Raw genomic sequence first — 16,752 nt, 5'->3', positions numbered from 1 at the left:
TCTCTTATTCATTTAAGAATACCCAATAATAGCTATTCTTGCAACTGTTCTTCTTGCTTTCTAGTTAATTTTATATTCTTACCCAATGGTAAATGAATAACAAAACTAGTTAGCTCTTCATTTGAGACAACATATATGTACCCACCGTGGAGCGTGACAATACTTTGAGCAATGGCAAGCCCTAATCCAGTTCCGCCCGTTTTTTGTGAACGAGATTCTTCCACTCGGTAAAACCGATCAAATAATTGATTAAGTGATTGTTCAGGTATTTTAGGGCCATCATTAGTTACTTTTACGATAACTTCCTGACCAATTTTTTCTGCTTCTAAATAAATATGTTTACCGCCTGCCCCATATTTTAAGGCATTTGATATTAAATTATTAAAAACACGGCCTAATTTTTCAGTATCAGCTTCCATCATTAACGGGTTAGGGTTCGTATTGCTACTAATTGTCATTTCTTTATTTTTAGCTTCAAGTTCAAAACTAGCTGCCAATTGTTCTAACATTTGATTCATATCAAAATTAATCGCATTAATTGGCGTCGACGTCTGTCGCACTTTTGTGTATTCAAATAAATCTTCTACTAAAACCTTCATCTGCTTTGATTTCACAAATGCTGTATGTGTGTAAGATAGTAAATCTTCTTGCGAATTATATTGATTATCTTCTATTAAACCTAAGTAACCGATAATTGATGTCAATGGTGTTCGAATATCGTGACTAACATTGGTAATCAGCTCATCCTTTGAATTCTCAATTCGACGTTCTTCTTCCATTGATTCAATCGTACTTTGAACCAAAGCATTAATACTTGAAACGACCCGCGCCATATCACCTTGTAGTTTAAAAGGAATTTGATGATCGTAATGACCGTCCGCAATATAATGCAATTCTGAAATAACATGACGTAACTGCATTTGATGATAACGTCGAATTAGTCGCCAATAGAGCACGACAACGTCCACAATAAGCATGAACGCAACAAAAACATTCCCCCAACTCCAGACATTGAAATCATTCGGCCCAAAAGTTAATGCCGTCTTAATTTGAAAAATACCATTCTCAAGTCCTGGGTTTGAAGCAATCGTCTGATTTAATAGAATAAAAATTGATAAATTCAGTAAAATTAATAGAATAATCGTGATGAATCCTTCCGCGATTAATTCACTTTTTTCTCTACCAGTTAATTTCAAAAATAACCCCTCACTAATGCATTTCTATCTTGTATCCAACGCCCCAGACGGTTTTGATAATATCATCACCGTTTGTTGCTGCTTCAATTTTATCACGTAAATGGCTCACATGGACCATTACTGTTTTGGCAGAAATAATTGATTCTTGTTGCCAAACTTGTTCAAAAATATCATCCGCAGAGTACACATGATTTGGATGTGAGGCTAATAAATATAAAATACCGAATTCTAAAGCAGTTAATTGAATATCACTACCTTCAACTGTTTGAACTTCATGAGAATCTTTTTTAATAATTAGCGGTCCTATTTCAAGTGCAACATCAGGTGCCGGATTCGAGTTTTGGCTACGACGGAGTAATGATTTAACACGTGCCATAATTTCTAATGGGTTAAATGGCTTAACAACATAATCATCAGCACCTGTAATCAGTCCACGAATTTTGTCCATATCTTCTGTTTTAGCAGAAACCATTAATATTGGAATTTCTGAAGTTTTACGAACCTCTTTAATGACATCCATTCCGTTCATTTTAGGCATCATAACGTCGAGAATCATTACACCGATTTCTGGCATTTCTTCTAATTTTTCAATCGCTTCAAGTCCATTTTGAGCAGTAATTGCTTCGTAACCTTCATTTTTTAAATAAATAGAGATTAAATCAACGATTTCTTTTTCATCATCTACAACTAAAATTTTCATTGGATATCTCCTGACTTTTCTTTACTTATAGTATATTGTATCAAATATCACACACGATAACTTTAAAGAATTGGTTAAATCTACTTAATCTAAGTAGTACAAAAAAAGCTTTCGTAAAAAACGAAAGCTTTCCATTTTTTATTATCCACGTTCTAATAAGTAGTTAAATAAACCGCCCATTGTTTTATCTGATAACTCAATCTCTTTACCAGATTCCGTTACTTTAGTAATTTTATAATAATCTTCAAACTCAGGTACTTCCAATTGCATCATCGCAACAAAAGCTGCTGCCGTTTTATAAGTTGCTTGTAGCTGTTCCCCATGAACGTAATCAATAATTAACATATTCGTAACCCCCTATAATATTTATACTCGTAGTGTAGTCTATAAATTTAAATACTTCCACAATTGATACTTATTTTTAAGTAAATTAATATTTCTAACTAATGTCGTATTCCTTTTACTGTATACAATGATTTTGCATCAAATCATGATTAATCATTAGAGTCTTATTTATAATTTAAAACTCTCCATTAAAAAAGACGTAACTTCTTTCATCTGAAAGAAATCACGCCTTTTTAATTATTATTTAACTGAGTAATTAGGTGCTTCTTTGGTAATTTGAACATCATGTGGATGTGATTCAATTAAACCAGCACCTGAAATTTGAACAAATTGTGCGTCATCTTGTAATGCCTTCAATGTTCCAGCACCAACGTAACCCATACCTGAATGTAAGCCTCCAACCATTTGGAAAACAATATCAGCTAAACTACCCTTGTATGATACACGACCTTCAATACCTTCTGGCACTAACTTATTAGCTTCATTTACGCCACTTTGGAAGTAACGATCAGAAGAACCATTTGATTGTTCCATAGCTGCTAAACTTCCCATACCTCGGTAAACTTTGAAACGACGACCTTCATAAATTTCAAATTCACCAGGAGCTTCATCAGTTCCAGCTAACATACTACCTAACATCACAGCGTTACCACCGGCAGCAAGGGCTTTAACGATATCACCAGAGTATTTAATACCCCCATCAGCGATGATTGTTTTACCATATTCACGAGCTACTTCAGCAGCGTCATAAATAGCTGTTAATTGCGGAACACCAACACCAGCAACAATCCGTGTTGTACAGATTGATCCAGGTCCTATTCCAACTTTAACAACATCAACGCCAGCATCATAAAGGGCACGAGTTGCTTCGCCAGTTGCGACATTACCTGCGATTAAAGTTGCTTCTGGGAATTGTGCTCTGATTTCAGTAATTTTACGGATAACACCGGCTGAATGACCATGAGCAGTATCGATAACTAAAGCATCAACACCAGCATCTAGTAAAGCTGTAGCACGTTCAAATGTATCACTTGTAACACCAACAGCGGCAGCAGCAAGTAAGCGGCCATGTTCATCTTTAGCTGCGTTAGGAAATTCAACAACTTTTTCGATATCTTTAATTGTTATTAAACCAGTTAAACGACCATTTTTATCAATGATTGGTAATTTTTCAATTTTATTTTTTTGGAGTATTTTTTCAGCTTCTTTAAGCGAAGTACCTTCCGCAGCTGTTACTAATCCTTCTTTAGTCATAACACTATCAATTAGGACTGACATATCAGAAACAAAACGTAGATCACGATTCGTAATGATACCAATCAATAAGCGATTTTCTAATGTTTCAACGATTGGAACACCACTAATACGGTAACGTTTCATCAATTGTTCAGCATCTGCAACAGAATGTTGCGGTGTTAAATAGAAAGGATCAATAATAACGCCACTTTCAGAACGTTTTACTTTTCTGACTTCTTCAGCTTGTTGTTCGATACTCATATTTTTATGAATAACACCTAAGCCACCTTGGCGAGCCATAGCAATCGCCATTTTAGAATCTGTAACAGTATCCATGCTAGCACTTAAAATTGGGACATTTAATTTGATATTCTTAGCTAATTGTACACTGATATCAACCTCGTTCGGTAATACATGACTTTCTGCAGGTATTAACAACACGTCATCAAAAGTAAATCCTTTTTTAACGAACTTCGTTTCCCAATTTGACATTTTAAAACCAGCTTTCTACTTTTATTTTGTTTACTAACATACCAGATAAACTCAACATTGGTCAAGGTTATCGTCCGATTCTTATTAACCTATAATCGTTTTTAACTGTAACAAAAAAGAGTTCAAAAATTTTACCTGAACTCTTTTCAAGATATCAATCAATTTAAAACATTGTTCGGTTGATATTATAGCGACGTTTAACGTAAATTCTAACTGCAAATGCGATTAATGCAATTACAAGATAAACAGGGGCTGGCAACAATGCATTAAGTGGTCCTGGAATCAATGCCACTAACATGTAGGCAAGAATCCATACTGCAAGAAAGGCTACAAATACTAGTAATGTAACCCAGAAAGCTGGTTTGTCTTCTTTTTTGACGTTTGGGCCATATTTTTTGTAGAAGAGCGCTGCTCCAATACCACCCAAAATTGATGTGATTAGTAGTGTTAATAATCCACCAGCACCAGAAGCTTCTGCTTGCGTACTTGTTTTACTCATTAATCCCATAACACCGTACATACCAGCAAAAATTAATAACATCATCAACCCATTATCTAAAGCTGTTAACCAAAAACTACTTGTTGGTTCTGCAGCTTTTTTCTGTGGGCCCATAATGATATCAGTTGCTTTTGTACTAACAGGACCATATAGTTTAGTTGCTGTTACACCTTTATGCTGTTCGGTGCGAAGTTCTGCAACAATTTCACCAATGACCGTATTTCGTTTTTCATCATTAATTTTTGAATCTTTCAAAATACTATTTAAACGGTAAACATAATCTTCATTACGCTTCGTTAATCCCGCAAAGGGTCCTTTATCCTGTAACTTCGTTTCTTTTTCTAAATGTTCTTTTTGTTTTGCTGCAGCTGTCGCATTTCTCTCTTCAACTGATGTTTCTTCGACTTTGTTTTCTTCTGACATGACTAACAACCCCTACTGACTTATTTTATTTAGACGTTAAATCTGAACTCAATAATATCGCCATCTTGTACGACATATTCTTTACCTTCGGAACGTAAACGACCAGCTTCACGAACTGCTGCGACGCTTCCATTTTTATCTAAATCAGCAAATGACATTGTTTCAGCACGGATAAATCCACGTTCAAAATCTGAATGGATAATTCCGGCAACTTGAGGTGCTTTCATCCCTTGTTTAAAGGTCCATGCTCGTGTTTCGGCACCACCAGCAGTAAAGAAAGTTGCTAAACCTAGTAATTTATAAGATGCCCTGATTAAGCGATCAAGTCCTGATTCTTCAACACCAGCAGCTTCAAGGAAATCAAGTTTATCTTCATCATCTAGTTCAGCAATTTCTTCTTCTGTTTTAGCAGAAACGGCTAAACATTCTGAACCTTCTTCTTTTGCAAAGGCTTCAATTAATTTTACATACTTATTAGCATCTGGGTCAGCCATGTCATCTTCAGCAATATTAGCGACATAAAGAACTGGTTTGTTCGTTAATAAAAACATACCTTTAACATATTTTTCTTCTTCTTCATCAAATTCAATTGAGCGAACGGCATGTCCAGCTTCAAGAACTGGTTTGATTTTTTGTAAAATACTGAATTCAGCCAACGCATCTTTATCTTTTGTTCTAGCCACTTTTTCAACTTTAGCATAACGTTTTGTCACACTATCTAAATCTGCAAAAACAAGTTCTAAGTTGATTGTTTCAATATCGTCCATTGGATCCACTTTATCAGAAACATGTGTGATATTATCATCGTCAAATGCACGAACAACGTGCACAATAGCATCAACTTGACGAATATTTTCTAAAAATTTATTACCAAGTCCTTCACCTTTACTTGCGCCTTTAACAATACCGGCAATATCCGTAAATTCAAAAGTTGTATGAATAATTTTTTTAGCAGGGACTACTTCATCGATACGTGCTAATCGTTTATCTGGAACTTCAACCATCCCAACGTTTGGATCGATTGTCGCAAATGGGTAATTAGCCATTTCCGCGCCTGCTTTTGTAATTGCGTTAAATAAAGTTGATTTACCTACGTTTGGTAATCCTACGATTCCTGCCGTTAATGCCATAATTAGACGTCACTCTTTTCATTTATTTTGTATTATCTTCTGTTGTTGCTTTTTCTAACATTTTTTTCATCTTTTTTTCAAATTCTCGTCTAGGTAATAGAATAAGGTGCCCGCATCCTAAACACTTAATGCGAATATCCATTCCCATTCGCACGATTTCCCAGCGGTTAGTCCCACAAGGATGTGGTTTTTTCATTTCAACAATATCATGTAAGTCATACATACTGACTAACCTCCTAGTCTAGTGAAATATCAAGTAAGTCCAAAATACGGTTCAAATCATCCGTTGATAAGTAGTCAATTTCTATCTTACCTTTATGATTTTTTTTGCTCTGTTGGATAGAAACTTGTGTTCCAAATTTTTCTTTTAACAAGTTCTCACTTTGTTGAACATAAATTGATTTTTCAACTTCGTTCACTTTTTTAGTATTCTTTTTAATTTCGCCGTTCATTTGGGCAATTACTTTTTCCAACTCACGAACAGTTAGATTTTCTTTAACTGTTCTTTTAGCTAATGCCCCAATTTTTTGTTTATCTTTAAGTGACAGCAATGTTCTTGCTTGACCCATCGATAACTGATCAACTTGGAGTAATTCTTTAACTGAGTTGGGCAATCCTAATAAACGCAAATAATTAGCAATATAAGGACGACTTTTGCCTAATCGCTCTGAAACTTGTGACTGCGTTAAGTTTAATTTTTCCATCAACATGTTATAAGCTTCTGCCTCTTCTAAAGGAGACAATTCTTCACGTTGTAAATTTTCCAAAATAGCAACTTCCATCATTGCTTCTTCTGTCATCGTTCTAATAATTGCAGGGACATCTGTTAGTCCTGCTAATTTAGACGCACGGAAACGACGTTCTCCTGCAATGATTTCATAACCCTTAATGACTGATTCTCTTACAATAATTGGTTGGAAGACACCTGATTTTTTGATAGACGCAGCTAATTCTTTTAGGGCATCTTCATCAAATGTTTTACGAGGTTGGTAAGGATTAGGGCGAATTTCAGCTAAGTTTAAACGAACAACAGATTCTTTTGTATCATCATATTGATCAAGTTCATCCTGAAATAACGCGTTAATCCCTTTTCCAAGACCTTTTTTATTATTTACCATGCGCTTTTAACACTTCCTTTGCCAATTCCATATAGACTTGAGCACCCTTCGACTTAGGATCGTAATCAATAATTGCCATCCCATGGCTAGGTGCTTCAGACAAGCGGACATTTCGCGGAATAATTGTCTTGTAGACTTTTTCTGCAAAATATTTTTGCACCTCAGACACAACTTCTGCGCCTAAATTTGTACGTGCATCATACATTGTCATTAAAACGCCTTCAATGGCTAAATCTGGATTAAAATGCTTTTGAACTAAACGAATTGTGTTAAGCAATTGGCTTAAACCTTCCAAAGCATAGTATTCACTTTGAACAGGAATTAAAATTGATTTACTAGCTGTAAAGGCATTAATTGTAATCAATCCAAGTGATGGCGGGCAATCTATTAAAATATAATCATACTGATCTTCAATTGTTTTAACGGCATCCAATAATCTTGTTTCACGAGCCATTTGCGGTGTTAATTCAATCTCAGCACCAGCCAATTGAATGGTTGCCGGAACGATATCTAATCCTTTATGACTAGTAGCTAGAATTGTCTCCTTAATTGGAAATTCATTAACTAAAACATCATAAATATCTTTTTTTATTGTTGATTTTTCAATACCAACACCACTTGTTGAATTTCCTTGAGCATCCGTATCTATTAATAAAACACGCTTGCCTAGCTCGGCTAAACAAGCGCCTAAATTCACACTCGTTGTTGTTTTACCAACGCCACCTTTTTGGTTTGCTAATGAAATAACAATTCCCATGTTTGATTAACCCTCCTTTTTTGATTCAATCACATCAATAATAACGCGATACCCTGAATCAGTTTTTTCTTGTTTTGATTTAATCGTTACACCGTTATTTTCTATAACTTGAACCGCTTGTTTTAGGGTATTAATCACTAATCTTTTATCAGGATTACCTTTTTTCGTGTTTTTCTTTTCAGACACTTTTGATTCTGGTTTAATTTTATTAGCTGAAATTAACTTTTCGGTTTCTTTCACTGTTAATTTCTCTTTTAAAATACGTTTTAATAATTTTTTTTGATTGCTAGCTGATAAACTAACCATTGCTCTTCCGTGACGTTCGGATATCTGTTGCGCCATAATGGACGTTTGTACGTCATGTTCTAATTTTAATAAACGCAATTTATTAGCAACAAATGCTTGGCTTTTACCCATATCTTCAGCTAATTTTGACTGTGATAAGTGGTTTAAACTCATTAGTTTACTGTAGGCCTCTGCTTCTTCAATTGCTGTTAGTTCCTCACGTTGTAAATTTTCAATTAGTGCCATCGAAGCCGCTTGGTCGTCGTCCATTTTCTGAACAATTGCCGGAATTTTTTTCCATCCTAATGAAGATGCTGCCCGAAAACGACGTTCCCCAGCAATAATCTCATATTTTCCAGTCTCATACTCTCGCAAAATAATAGGCTGCAATAACCCGTGTTCTTTAAGGGTTTGTGCTAATTCATCAATTTTTTGATCATCAAAGACACGACGAGGTTGGAAGCGATTGGGTACAATAGTCGTAACAGAAATGTCACTAACCTTCGTTTGATTCGTTTCATCTTCTTGTTCTTGTTGATTTTTACGATTTCCTAAAAATGAAAATGCCATTTTCCGACGACCTCCTGACTATATCTTATTTACAAGTGGGGTACGTCCAGGTACACCCGCTTTTCTAGGGTATTTTTTAGGACTTAATTTGACTTTATCAACGACTAATAGATGACGTTCGTCATCTGAAATTGGTAAAGTAAATTCATGATTAGCCACAACTTGACCACCTAAAAGCTTGATAGCATATTCGGCATCGACTAATTCTTCGTCCATTTTTTGAGCTTTGAGAGCGATAAATTGACCATTTAATTTAACTAAAGGTAAGCACAATTCAGATAGTACGCTCAATCTTGCAACAGCACGAGCTGTCACGATATCATATTGTTCTCTATATAAACTTTTTTTACCTGCAAATTCTTCAGCACGATTATGAAAAAAAGCAACCCCTGTAATATCTAATTTGTCCGCCAATTCATTTAAAAAGTTGATACGTTTATTCAACGAATCAACAATAGTCACCGTTAATTGCGGAAAAGCAATCTTCAGTGGAATTGAAGGGAAGCCGGCACCTGCGCCGACGTCACAAATAGATAAGGGCTCGCTTTGTATTTCTTTTGAATAAAAAGCAGGCGTTAAAGAATCATAAAAATGTTTCAAATAAACGTCTGATTTTTCTGTAATAGCAGTCAGATTAAGGTTTTCATTTGTCATTACTAAAAATTCATAGTATGTTTCAAATTGTGCCATTTGTCTGTCTGTTAAATTAATGTCTTTTTCAGCTAATGCTTGACGAAATTCTTCTGGATTCATATGACTGGCCCTCCGTTATTTGTGAAACAAAACGATGTTTCACGTCCTGTTTAACTTTAACGTATTTAGGCCAGAAATACAAGCCAACTGTAAGATTCTCTATCCTACTAATTTATCAAATTTTTTAAGTTTTGAAATTAATAATTCGACAAATTTTGCACGGTCAATTGATAGTAAGACTTCTGTATTTTTTTCTAATCCCAATAAATCAAATTTATCAACGATTGTCTCACCTTTAGTAAGATCACCATTCACCTCAACATCAACATGGTACTTTTCACTTGTGAATAATTCAGGATGTAACATCCAAGCAATTGTACAAGGGTCATGTAATGGAATACCGTCGAATCCCCATTTTTCTTGACCATAGTAAATACCATAAAATTTCAATAACCCGTAGGCTGATTGCGCTACTTTATTATTAATCTTACCAATTTCTTCAATTTCAGAATCTAAAATTTGTGCTTGATGAGTTAAGTTTAATCCAGCCATAACCATTGGAATAGAGTCATTTAAAACCATTTTTGCTGACTCTGGGTCCACGGCAATATTAAATTCTGAACCAGGTTTAACATTTCCAACATCCGTTGAGCCACCCATAAAGACAATTTTTTCAATTTTATTTTTTAATTCAGGATAGACAGCTAAAAATAGTGCCATATTCGTCATTGGGCCCGTGACAACCATTGTAACTTTTTCAGCACTTTTAGATAATGTTTCTGCAATTAACTCAATTGCTGTTAAATTAGTTGCTGGAATTTCAGATTTAGGTAACTCTGTTCCATCAACACCAGTATCTCCATGAACGGCATCGGCAATCATTAATTCTTGTAGTAAAGGTTTTTTATTTCCACTAGCAACTGGAACATCTGTCCGTTCCATCAATGTTAGTAGTCGACAAGCGTTATCAAATGTTTTATCAGGTGTTTGATTTCCAGCGGATGTTGTCACCGCACGTAAATCAAATTCTGGTGAAGCAATAATCATCATTAACGCTAATGCGTCATCATGTCCTGGATCACAATCTAAAATAATTGGTGTTTTTGTCATAATAAAATCTCCTCTTCAATCGAATTATTTTTCTGCATTTTTAATGCAATTAATAAATATATTTATGATCAGCCTTATTAAAATTCCAGAATGGTACTTTTACAACACCTTGAATTTTCGACTTATCAACGAACCCCCAGTAACGACTATCATTAGATACTGAACGATGATCTCCTAGAACAAAATATTTATCTGAAGGTACTCTGATAGCTGAAGTATCTTTAGCCCATTGATTATCTACAGCCAATGACTTGAATGTCCAGTTTTTAGCATTTATGTTCTGAACCCTTGTCCCTACTGTTTTTTGATAAGTTGAAATATAAGGTTCTTCAATTTCTTTACCATTAACATAGACATGATCATTTTTAAATTCTACTGTATCACCAGGCATTCCAATAACACGTTTAACATACTCTTGACCCTCAGTTGCATCAGGATCTACGCCGTATGCATCAAAAACAACAGTACTAAAGCGCTTAATATCAATAACTTTAACAACAGCAACATGCTCATTATTAACTAAGTTAGGTTGCATCGATGGCCCATCAACACGTACCATTGTGACAACAAATGTTTTTAAAAGCATCGCGATTATTAAACCGATTGCAATCGGTATAATCCAACTCATTATTTCTTTAACTATTCTTTTCATATTTCCACCTAATCATTATATTTTTTATCCCCTTATTTAGTTAATTATACGCCAACTATTTAAGGACTTTCAATATCCAATAATTCAAATGATACCAGACAATGAAATCCCTTTCTATTAAAACTTAAAATTTCATTTGCAACCATGTAAAACGACTGGTATAGTTTTAATTAGTTCTAGTAGTATAGAAACATAAGGTTTCTGTAATATCTTTGTAACATCGGGGGGCAATATATTTTAATTTAAAATATATTGAAAGTGTTCTAAACCATTATTGCACATGGGATTTACTAAATTAAATAAATTATAAGTTAAATACATAAATCATCATTATCATTGATATATAAACATTACTTAGTATATATTACAAAATCATGCTAAGTTGTAATAGTTTTTGTATTTGATTGCAACACTAACCGGTTACAATAGTTACTGTAGTATAAATCCAATAAAATAAGAAAGTAGATGTGACTCAACTTGAATAACACACTTAAATCATTATTACTCGGTACAGTTGGTACCGCTGGCCTCCTTCTTGCATCTAACGCAACTGCTGATGCAGCAACAGTTAAAGTTCAAACAAACGATACTGTTTGGGCTTTTTCTCAGAAGTATGGCGTTTCAATCAAAACAATCGAAACTTTAAACAATATTGACGCAAATTCTCATATTATTGTAAGTGGTCAATCATTAAATATTCCTGAAAAGGATAGCAACGCTAAAGCAAGCTCAACACAAAAAAGTACTTCAGCTAAAACAAGTACTATCGTTACTACTAATACTTCAGTAAATAAAACATCCGTTACTGTTAAAAATGGTGATTCATTATGGTCAATCGCTAAAGAAAATGGCATTTCAATCTCAGCACTTCGTTCGGCTAATGGATTTGCTGATAACTCAGCACTTATCTTACCCGGTCAAAATTTAACATTAACTGGTTCAAAAGCGGTAGCTGCAAGTACTACTGTTACTCCCGCTAAAGTAACACCAGCTAAAACTGTTAAAGTAGAAACAAGTACTGCTAAACCAGTTGCTACAACTCCTAAAGCAGAAGTAAGTGCTGCTAAATCAGTTACTGCAACTCCTAAAGTAGAAACAGCTACACCTAAAGCAGCATCTACTACAAATAATAAGACTGTTACTGTTAAAAACGGCGATTCATTATGGTCAATCGCTCAATCAAACGGTATTACTATCTCAGCACTATGTGATGCTAATGGTTTATCTTCTAATTCAATGATTAACCCTGGCCAAACATTAAACTTAACAGGTTCAATGGCTAAAGTAGCTTCTACAACTGCTGAAAAAGTTGTTACACCTGCAAAAGCTACAACAACACCTAAAGCTGCTGTAACTTCTAATGCTACTTCAACACCTAAGGCTGCTACAAGTTCTAATACTGCTTCAACAGCTAACACTGCTGTTGCAAGTTCTAATACTACTTCAACAACTAATACTGCTGCTGCAAGTTCTAATACTACTTCAACAACTAATACTGCTGCTGCAAGTTCTAATACTACTTCAACAGCTAATACTGCTGCTGCAAGCTCTACAACACAAACAGCAAGCTACTCAGCAAGCAAAGTTATCTCTGTTGCTAAAGCATACATAGGTACTCCTTATGTTTGGGGTGGATCAACTCCTTCTGGTTTTGATTGTTCAGGATTCACACAATATGTATTCGCAAAAGTTGGTATTAACTTAAACCGTAATACTATTGGACAAGAATCAAATGTTTCTAAGAAATCAACTGCTGCTGCTCAACCTGGAGATTTATTATTCTGGGGAGCTCAAGGTTCTACATACCATGTTGGTATTTACTTAGGTGGTGGCCAATATATCGCTGCTCCAGAACCTGGTCAAAATGTTAAAATTGGTGCATTAGCATATTACCCTGCTTCATTTGCTGGTACTGTTAATAAATAATATTATGAAGGTCCCACTCACTAAGTGAGTGGGACCTTTTTTTATGGATTTTAATATATAAAGTATTCTGGTTCGGAATCTATAAAAGTTGCTAAGATTGGAAATAAGTCCGTTAGAAATCTGAATTTTATTATTTGTTCCTTCTAAAAGAGTATTAATCGAATAATTATTAATGTTTGGAAATATCTTCACATCACGCCATCATAAGATTATGTCTGCTATTTAAAAACAAAAATCTTATACTCTTCGGCTTATTCATCATTAATCAAAAACTGGTATTTAATGCTTTTTACCCTACTATTAACAAGTGATATTTGAAACCTTTTATCTTTAAAAATCGTTACTCATTTTAAAATGTTTCATGTGAAACATTTTAAAATGGCATAAATACATAGAAGCAAAACTAACTTTTTCTTTTAATTTTGGCTATTTGGTGTATTATAAAGCTATTCGGGCCCTTAGCTCAGTTGGGAGAGCGTCTGCTCCGCAAGTAGAAGGTCGACGGTTCAAATCCGTTAGGGTCCATAGTAACCACTACAGATTTTAAAAATCAAAAAAGAGATTAACTTCAATTTGAAGTTAATCTCTTTTTCTTACGTTTCTATTTAATAAGGTTTTCCATTTGCAACGTGTTTTGCATGTTGCAACAGCGCTGTCATAGTTTCAATAATATGCGGATCGTCAATTTGATAGTACATTAACTTTCCTTCTCGTCTCTGACTAATTATTTGATGCGTTTTTAATAAACTTAATTGATGAGATAAGTTTGTTTGTTCAACATTAAGTATCTTTGATAATTCAGTTACATTATATTCATGTTGTTCCAATAAATAGATTAATTGTAATCTTATTCGATTATTCAATAGCTTAGTTATCATAATTGATTCATCAAGTTCACTTTTTGGAATTTCATTGTACGGTTGCATTATTTTCCTCCTACATAAAGTGCTGAATAGTACCACTTTCTAATAATATATATAGACCTAAGAAAACATAAACAATTAGAGTGATTAAATTACCAAAATTTTGAAAAAATTCTTGGATTTTAGGTAAATTAGTAATCATTTTACTCAACCATGTAATGATACATAAGAATATAAAAAATAGCATCAGTACAATAGGTACATCCCTAATAGATAATGTCGTGAAAAATGGGACGTAGATAGCAAGATTATCTGGTCCACAAGTTGCAATAGTAATCATAATTACATTTAAAATTATGCCTTGACCCGGTTTTCCTAATTTCTCCCGGACCTCATTACCCTCATCTTCATCACTAAAATACATTTTTATACCCATTATAATCGGAATAAGTCCCAAAAATCCTAAGATCCATTCTTCAGGAATCAGTTTTAACCAAAAGGCAGCAATCAAACTAACTGCTATAAGCGTCCCACTACCAAGTAGCTCTCCTATAAATATTAATTTTTCTTCATGTTTATTTTTATACTTAGCAAAAATAATAATTAGAATTAAAAGATAATCGATATTTGTTGAAATGAATGCGAGTACAGTTGAACCTAATAGTGTGACCATTATAGCATCTCCTCTATATGATATATTATTCATATGATATTTTGTTCATGTGAATAATATATCATATGTTAACGTCCATGTAAACGGTTAAATATAAATTTATTAGTACCTTATTTATTCAAAAATATGCTAGAATTAGTTTATTATCTATTACTTCGGAGGAATTCATATGGACTATCTAATACTGTTACTACCTATTTTATTGTTAGCTATTTGGTATATCAGCTTTCACAAAGAACCACGTCAATTAATTAATGGATTTCTGTTCAATATATTTGTCATTTCTTTAATAGGTGTACTCGCTACTTCCCCTATCAATTTTATGAAAAATAGCGCTGTTTTTATTATCATTGTTGGCGCTATAGGTTTGATATTACTTTCAATTGCAACTATTCCATTTTTATTAATTAATACTGGACTAGTCTTTAAACGTGAAAGTTATTCATTAGCTAACATGCTTGGACTACTACTTGCTATTGTTCTTATCATTCGCTGGTTTGTGACACCTTTAATCAGTACGTGGCCTTGGTATCTTCAATTACCATTTAATTTTGCTTCGTTGACTGGCTTATATCTTATGTTCGCTTTTTTAAATTTCTTGTCTGTTAGTATTTTATATAGCTTACGACGTCCAAAATATGATCAAGACTACATCATTGTACTAGGTGCAGGTTTAATCAACGGTTATAAAGTTAGTAAACTACTTGCCAACAGAATCAAACGTGCTACCAATTTTGCGGACAAACAAATACTATTAGGCGGTAAACGCCCGATTATTATTTTTTCAGGTGGGCAAGGTAATGATGAGTCTATTTCAGAAGCACAGGCAATGCAAAAATGGGCCATCGACAGTGGTTATCCAGAAGAATTTACATTACTAGAAGACAAATCAACAACGACTTTTGAAAATATGCGTTTCTCAAAAAAAATAATTGATCTTGATCATAGAGGGGATCATATTTTATTCAGTTCAAATAACTACCATATCTTTCGTGCTGCAATATTTGCACGAATGGTTGGTGTAAATGCTCAAGGCATTGGCGGGAAAACGCCATGGTATTTTTTACCTAATGCGTTCTTGCGTGAATTCATTGCTATCATAATGCTTCATAAAAATCGTCATTTTATAGTTATTTTGTTGCTCCTTTTACTGTCTATTTTTCAACAGCTTTTTAAATAATTATTACTTCAATACTTACTTAAATTAATTAATCTACTTAAAAGGATAAACCTTTAATTTATGTCATATTGACAAAACTCAGTACTATCGTTAGAATTAATTTTTATTAATATCAGTCTTATAAATTAACTATTTTTGTTGTAATCTAAGCATTAGCTAATAAAAGCTAATGCTTTTTTTATACAGTTTTTTAGTAAGGGAGATTTTATTTATGAATGGGATAGATATACACGATAATTTGAAGGTATTACAAGATTTAAAATTTTTAATTTATGACTTTAGTAACCATAGGATTGATTTTCACAATTTTGATATTTTAACTTTAGATTTACCTACCAAACAAATTGATTTAGTCTCAGCCTATCAAGCACAAAAAATTGACCACACTATTGAAGAAATAGCATGGTCAATCATTAATGATAATCATTTATAAACGGATTACTTTAAGCAATAATTCAGCTGTCGCTTCTCTTTTTTCTTTGGGTAAAGAAGCAAGATAATTAATCAAATCCAGCGTTGCAACACCTTTTAAATTTTGATTAGTAAAGAAGTCAGCTAACGTCATATCCAGCGCTTCAGCAATATCTGATAATTTTTTTATTTTAATATTATCTAACTTACCTCGCTCTATCAAAGAAATTAAACTAACAGAAGATTTTGATTTTTCAGCCAGTTGCTCAATGGTCATATTCAATAATTTTCGTTTAGCACGAATTAAAATTCCTATTTTTTTAAGCATATTAAACTCCTAATCAGAAAGGTTCTCTTTATGGTAAAGGTTTTTAAAACAATCAAACAGATTATAGCTTATCTTTTTTTAATATATATATATATACAAAAACCTTTTAAGCTGATAAAATAACTTAAGTTTCGTTTAAGGTTTGTCTTTATTCGTTGATTTAGT

General features: G+C 33.6%; 19 protein-coding genes and 1 tRNA gene. 4 read left to right on the top strand and 16 right to left on the bottom strand.

The features are described 5' to 3' along the window. Nucleotides 1-32 precede the first annotated feature (32 nt). From AC1RPJ_RS00515 to lepB, 13 genes are all read right to left on the bottom strand, one after another. Entirely contained in the window at nt 33-1,196 is a 1,164-nt protein-coding gene (locus tag AC1RPJ_RS00515) for a sensor histidine kinase (RefSeq protein ID WP_481761062.1), read from the bottom strand. Nucleotides 1,197-1,209: 13 nt separating this feature from the next. Next, entirely contained in the window at nt 1,210-1,896 is a 687-nt protein-coding gene (locus AC1RPJ_RS00510) for a response regulator transcription factor (protein WP_409021818.1), read from the bottom strand. Nucleotides 1,897-2,037: 141 nt separating this feature from the next. Next, nucleotides 2,038-2,241: a hypothetical protein gene (locus AC1RPJ_RS00505; RefSeq protein WP_481761063.1), complete on the bottom strand. Its 204-nt coding sequence runs from the start codon at nt 2,239-2,241 to the stop codon at nt 2,038-2,040. Nucleotides 2,242-2,481: 240 nt separating this feature from the next. Continuing rightward, nucleotides 2,482-3,969 (bottom strand): IMP dehydrogenase, encoded by a 1,488-nt coding sequence (gene guaB / locus AC1RPJ_RS00500; RefSeq protein WP_481761064.1) that lies wholly within the window; start codon nt 3,967-3,969, stop codon nt 2,482-2,484. Between the two features lie 163 nt (nt 3,970-4,132). Then, nucleotides 4,133-4,891 carry a DUF1129 family protein gene (locus AC1RPJ_RS00495; protein WP_481761065.1) on the bottom strand — a complete coding sequence of 253 codons (759 nt, stop codon included), beginning with the start codon at nt 4,889-4,891 and terminating at the stop codon, nt 4,133-4,135. A 29-nt stretch (nt 4,892-4,920) separates the two neighbouring features. Continuing rightward, nucleotides 4,921-6,021, bottom strand: a complete 1,101-nt coding sequence (gene ychF, locus AC1RPJ_RS00490; RefSeq protein ID WP_481761066.1) for a redox-regulated ATPase YchF — start codon at nt 6,019-6,021, stop codon at nt 4,921-4,923. 22 nt (nt 6,022-6,043) lie between these two features. After that, complete coding sequence (locus AC1RPJ_RS00485) at nt 6,044-6,244, bottom strand: DUF951 domain-containing protein (protein ID WP_409021822.1); 201 nt, start codon at nt 6,242-6,244, stop codon at nt 6,044-6,046. A gap of 13 nt (nt 6,245-6,257) precedes the next feature. Next, the gene (locus tag AC1RPJ_RS00480; protein WP_409021823.1) at nt 6,258-7,139 is read right to left on the bottom strand and encodes a ParB/RepB/Spo0J family partition protein; all 882 of its coding nucleotides are present in this window, start codon (nt 7,137-7,139) and stop codon (nt 6,258-6,260) included. Beyond that, the gene (locus AC1RPJ_RS00475; protein WP_409021824.1) at nt 7,129-7,896 is read right to left on the bottom strand and encodes a ParA family protein; all 768 of its coding nucleotides are present in this window, start codon (nt 7,894-7,896) and stop codon (nt 7,129-7,131) included. Before AC1RPJ_RS00475 ends, AC1RPJ_RS00480 begins: the two co-directional genes overlap by 11 nt. A 6-nt stretch (nt 7,897-7,902) precedes the next feature. Continuing rightward, nucleotides 7,903-8,751: a nucleoid occlusion protein gene (noc, locus tag AC1RPJ_RS00470; protein WP_481761067.1), complete on the bottom strand. Its 849-nt coding sequence runs from the start codon at nt 8,749-8,751 to the stop codon at nt 7,903-7,905. An 18-nt stretch (nt 8,752-8,769) separates the two neighbouring features. Then, nucleotides 8,770-9,504, bottom strand: a complete 735-nt coding sequence (rsmG, locus tag AC1RPJ_RS00465) for a 16S rRNA (guanine(527)-N(7))-methyltransferase RsmG (protein WP_481761068.1) — start codon at nt 9,502-9,504, stop codon at nt 8,770-8,772. 99 nt (nt 9,505-9,603) lie between these two features. Then, nucleotides 9,604-10,554 (bottom strand): pyrimidine-specific ribonucleoside hydrolase RihA, encoded by a 951-nt coding sequence (rihA, locus tag AC1RPJ_RS00460; protein ID WP_481761069.1) that lies wholly within the window; start codon nt 10,552-10,554, stop codon nt 9,604-9,606. Nucleotides 10,555-10,603: 49 nt separating this feature from the next. Continuing rightward, nucleotides 10,604-11,206, bottom strand: coding sequence for a signal peptidase I (lepB, locus tag AC1RPJ_RS00455; RefSeq protein ID WP_481761070.1), 603 nt, complete (start codon nt 11,204-11,206; stop codon nt 10,604-10,606). 477 nt (nt 11,207-11,683) lie between these two features. On the opposite strand from lepB, the gene AC1RPJ_RS00450 reads away from it, so the two are divergent. Continuing rightward, entirely contained in the window at nt 11,684-13,132 is a 1,449-nt protein-coding gene (locus tag AC1RPJ_RS00450; protein ID WP_481761071.1) for a C40 family peptidase, read from the top strand. A gap of 452 nt (nt 13,133-13,584) precedes the next feature. After that, nucleotides 13,585-13,657 (top strand) — tRNA-Ala (locus tag AC1RPJ_RS00445). 80 nt (nt 13,658-13,737) lie between these two features. Here AC1RPJ_RS00445 and AC1RPJ_RS00440 read toward each other — a convergent pair. Then, nucleotides 13,738-14,058 (bottom strand): ArsR/SmtB family transcription factor, encoded by a 321-nt coding sequence (locus tag AC1RPJ_RS00440; protein ID WP_481761072.1) that lies wholly within the window; start codon nt 14,056-14,058, stop codon nt 13,738-13,740. Between the two features lie 10 nt (nt 14,059-14,068). Then, entirely contained in the window at nt 14,069-14,668 is a 600-nt protein-coding gene (locus tag AC1RPJ_RS00435; RefSeq protein WP_481761073.1) for a cadmium resistance transporter, read from the bottom strand. A 169-nt stretch (nt 14,669-14,837) separates the two neighbouring features. Between AC1RPJ_RS00435 and AC1RPJ_RS00430 the strand changes: the two genes are divergently transcribed. Both AC1RPJ_RS00430 and AC1RPJ_RS00425 read left to right on the top strand, forming a co-directional pair. Then, a complete protein-coding gene (locus AC1RPJ_RS00430; RefSeq protein WP_481761074.1) occupies nt 14,838-15,848 on the top strand; it encodes a YdcF family protein in 1,011 nt (336 codons plus the stop codon). 211 nt (nt 15,849-16,059) lie between these two features. Beyond that, the gene (locus AC1RPJ_RS00425) at nt 16,060-16,281 is read left to right on the top strand and encodes a hypothetical protein (RefSeq protein ID WP_409021835.1); all 222 of its coding nucleotides are present in this window, start codon (nt 16,060-16,062) and stop codon (nt 16,279-16,281) included. On the opposite strand, the gene AC1RPJ_RS00420 is transcribed toward AC1RPJ_RS00425, so the two are convergent. Next, entirely contained in the window at nt 16,276-16,587 is a 312-nt protein-coding gene (locus tag AC1RPJ_RS00420; protein ID WP_481761075.1) for a helix-turn-helix domain-containing protein, read from the bottom strand. The genes AC1RPJ_RS00425 and AC1RPJ_RS00420 overlap by 6 nt on opposite strands. Nucleotides 16,588-16,752: the final 165 nt, after the last annotated feature.

This window comes from Dellaglioa sp. CoH-57-MRSF-17 (assembly GCF_056782015.1).
The sequence above is the reverse complement of the archived record's forward strand: the minus strand, read 5'-3'. Positions and strand labels throughout refer to the sequence as shown.

Excerpts from the sequence above, each read along its gene's own strand:
- AC1RPJ_RS00510 (WP_409021818.1), bottom strand. The coding sequence starts at position 1,896 with ATGAAAATTTTAGTTGTAGATGATGAAAAAGAAATCGTTGATTTAATC.
- AC1RPJ_RS00505 (WP_481761063.1), bottom strand. The coding sequence starts at position 2,241 with ATGTTAATTATTGATTACGTTCATGGGGAACAGCTACAAGCAACTTAT.
- guaB (WP_481761064.1), bottom strand. The coding sequence starts at position 3,969 with ATGTCAAATTGGGAAACGAAGTTCGTTAAAAAAGGATTTACTTTTGAT.
- AC1RPJ_RS00495 (WP_481761065.1), bottom strand. The coding sequence starts at position 4,891 with ATGTCAGAAGAAAACAAAGTCGAAGAAACATCAGTTGAAGAGAGAAAT.
- ychF (WP_481761066.1), bottom strand. The coding sequence starts at position 6,021 with ATGGCATTAACGGCAGGAATCGTAGGATTACCAAACGTAGGTAAATCA.
- AC1RPJ_RS00485 (WP_409021822.1), bottom strand. The coding sequence starts at position 6,244 with ATGTATGACTTACATGATATTGTTGAAATGAAAAAACCACATCCTTGT.
- AC1RPJ_RS00480 (WP_409021823.1), bottom strand. The coding sequence starts at position 7,139 with ATGGTAAATAATAAAAAAGGTCTTGGAAAAGGGATTAACGCGTTATTT.
- AC1RPJ_RS00475 (WP_409021824.1), bottom strand. The coding sequence starts at position 7,896 with ATGGGAATTGTTATTTCATTAGCAAACCAAAAAGGTGGCGTTGGTAAA.
- noc (WP_481761067.1), bottom strand. The coding sequence starts at position 8,751 with ATGGCATTTTCATTTTTAGGAAATCGTAAAAATCAACAAGAACAAGAA.
- rsmG (WP_481761068.1), bottom strand. The coding sequence starts at position 9,504 with ATGAATCCAGAAGAATTTCGTCAAGCATTAGCTGAAAAAGACATTAAT.
- rihA (WP_481761069.1), bottom strand. The coding sequence starts at position 10,554 with ATGACAAAAACACCAATTATTTTAGATTGTGATCCAGGACATGATGAC.
- lepB (WP_481761070.1), bottom strand. The coding sequence starts at position 11,206 with ATGAAAAGAATAGTTAAAGAAATAATGAGTTGGATTATACCGATTGCA.
- AC1RPJ_RS00440 (WP_481761072.1), bottom strand. The coding sequence starts at position 14,058 with ATGCAACCGTACAATGAAATTCCAAAAAGTGAACTTGATGAATCAATT.
- AC1RPJ_RS00435 (WP_481761073.1), bottom strand. The coding sequence starts at position 14,668 with ATGGTCACACTATTAGGTTCAACTGTACTCGCATTCATTTCAACAAAT.
- AC1RPJ_RS00430 (WP_481761074.1), top strand. The coding sequence starts at position 14,838 with ATGGACTATCTAATACTGTTACTACCTATTTTATTGTTAGCTATTTGG.
- AC1RPJ_RS00425 (WP_409021835.1), top strand. The coding sequence starts at position 16,060 with ATGAATGGGATAGATATACACGATAATTTGAAGGTATTACAAGATTTA.
- AC1RPJ_RS00420 (WP_481761075.1), bottom strand. The coding sequence starts at position 16,587 with ATGCTTAAAAAAATAGGAATTTTAATTCGTGCTAAACGAAAATTATTG.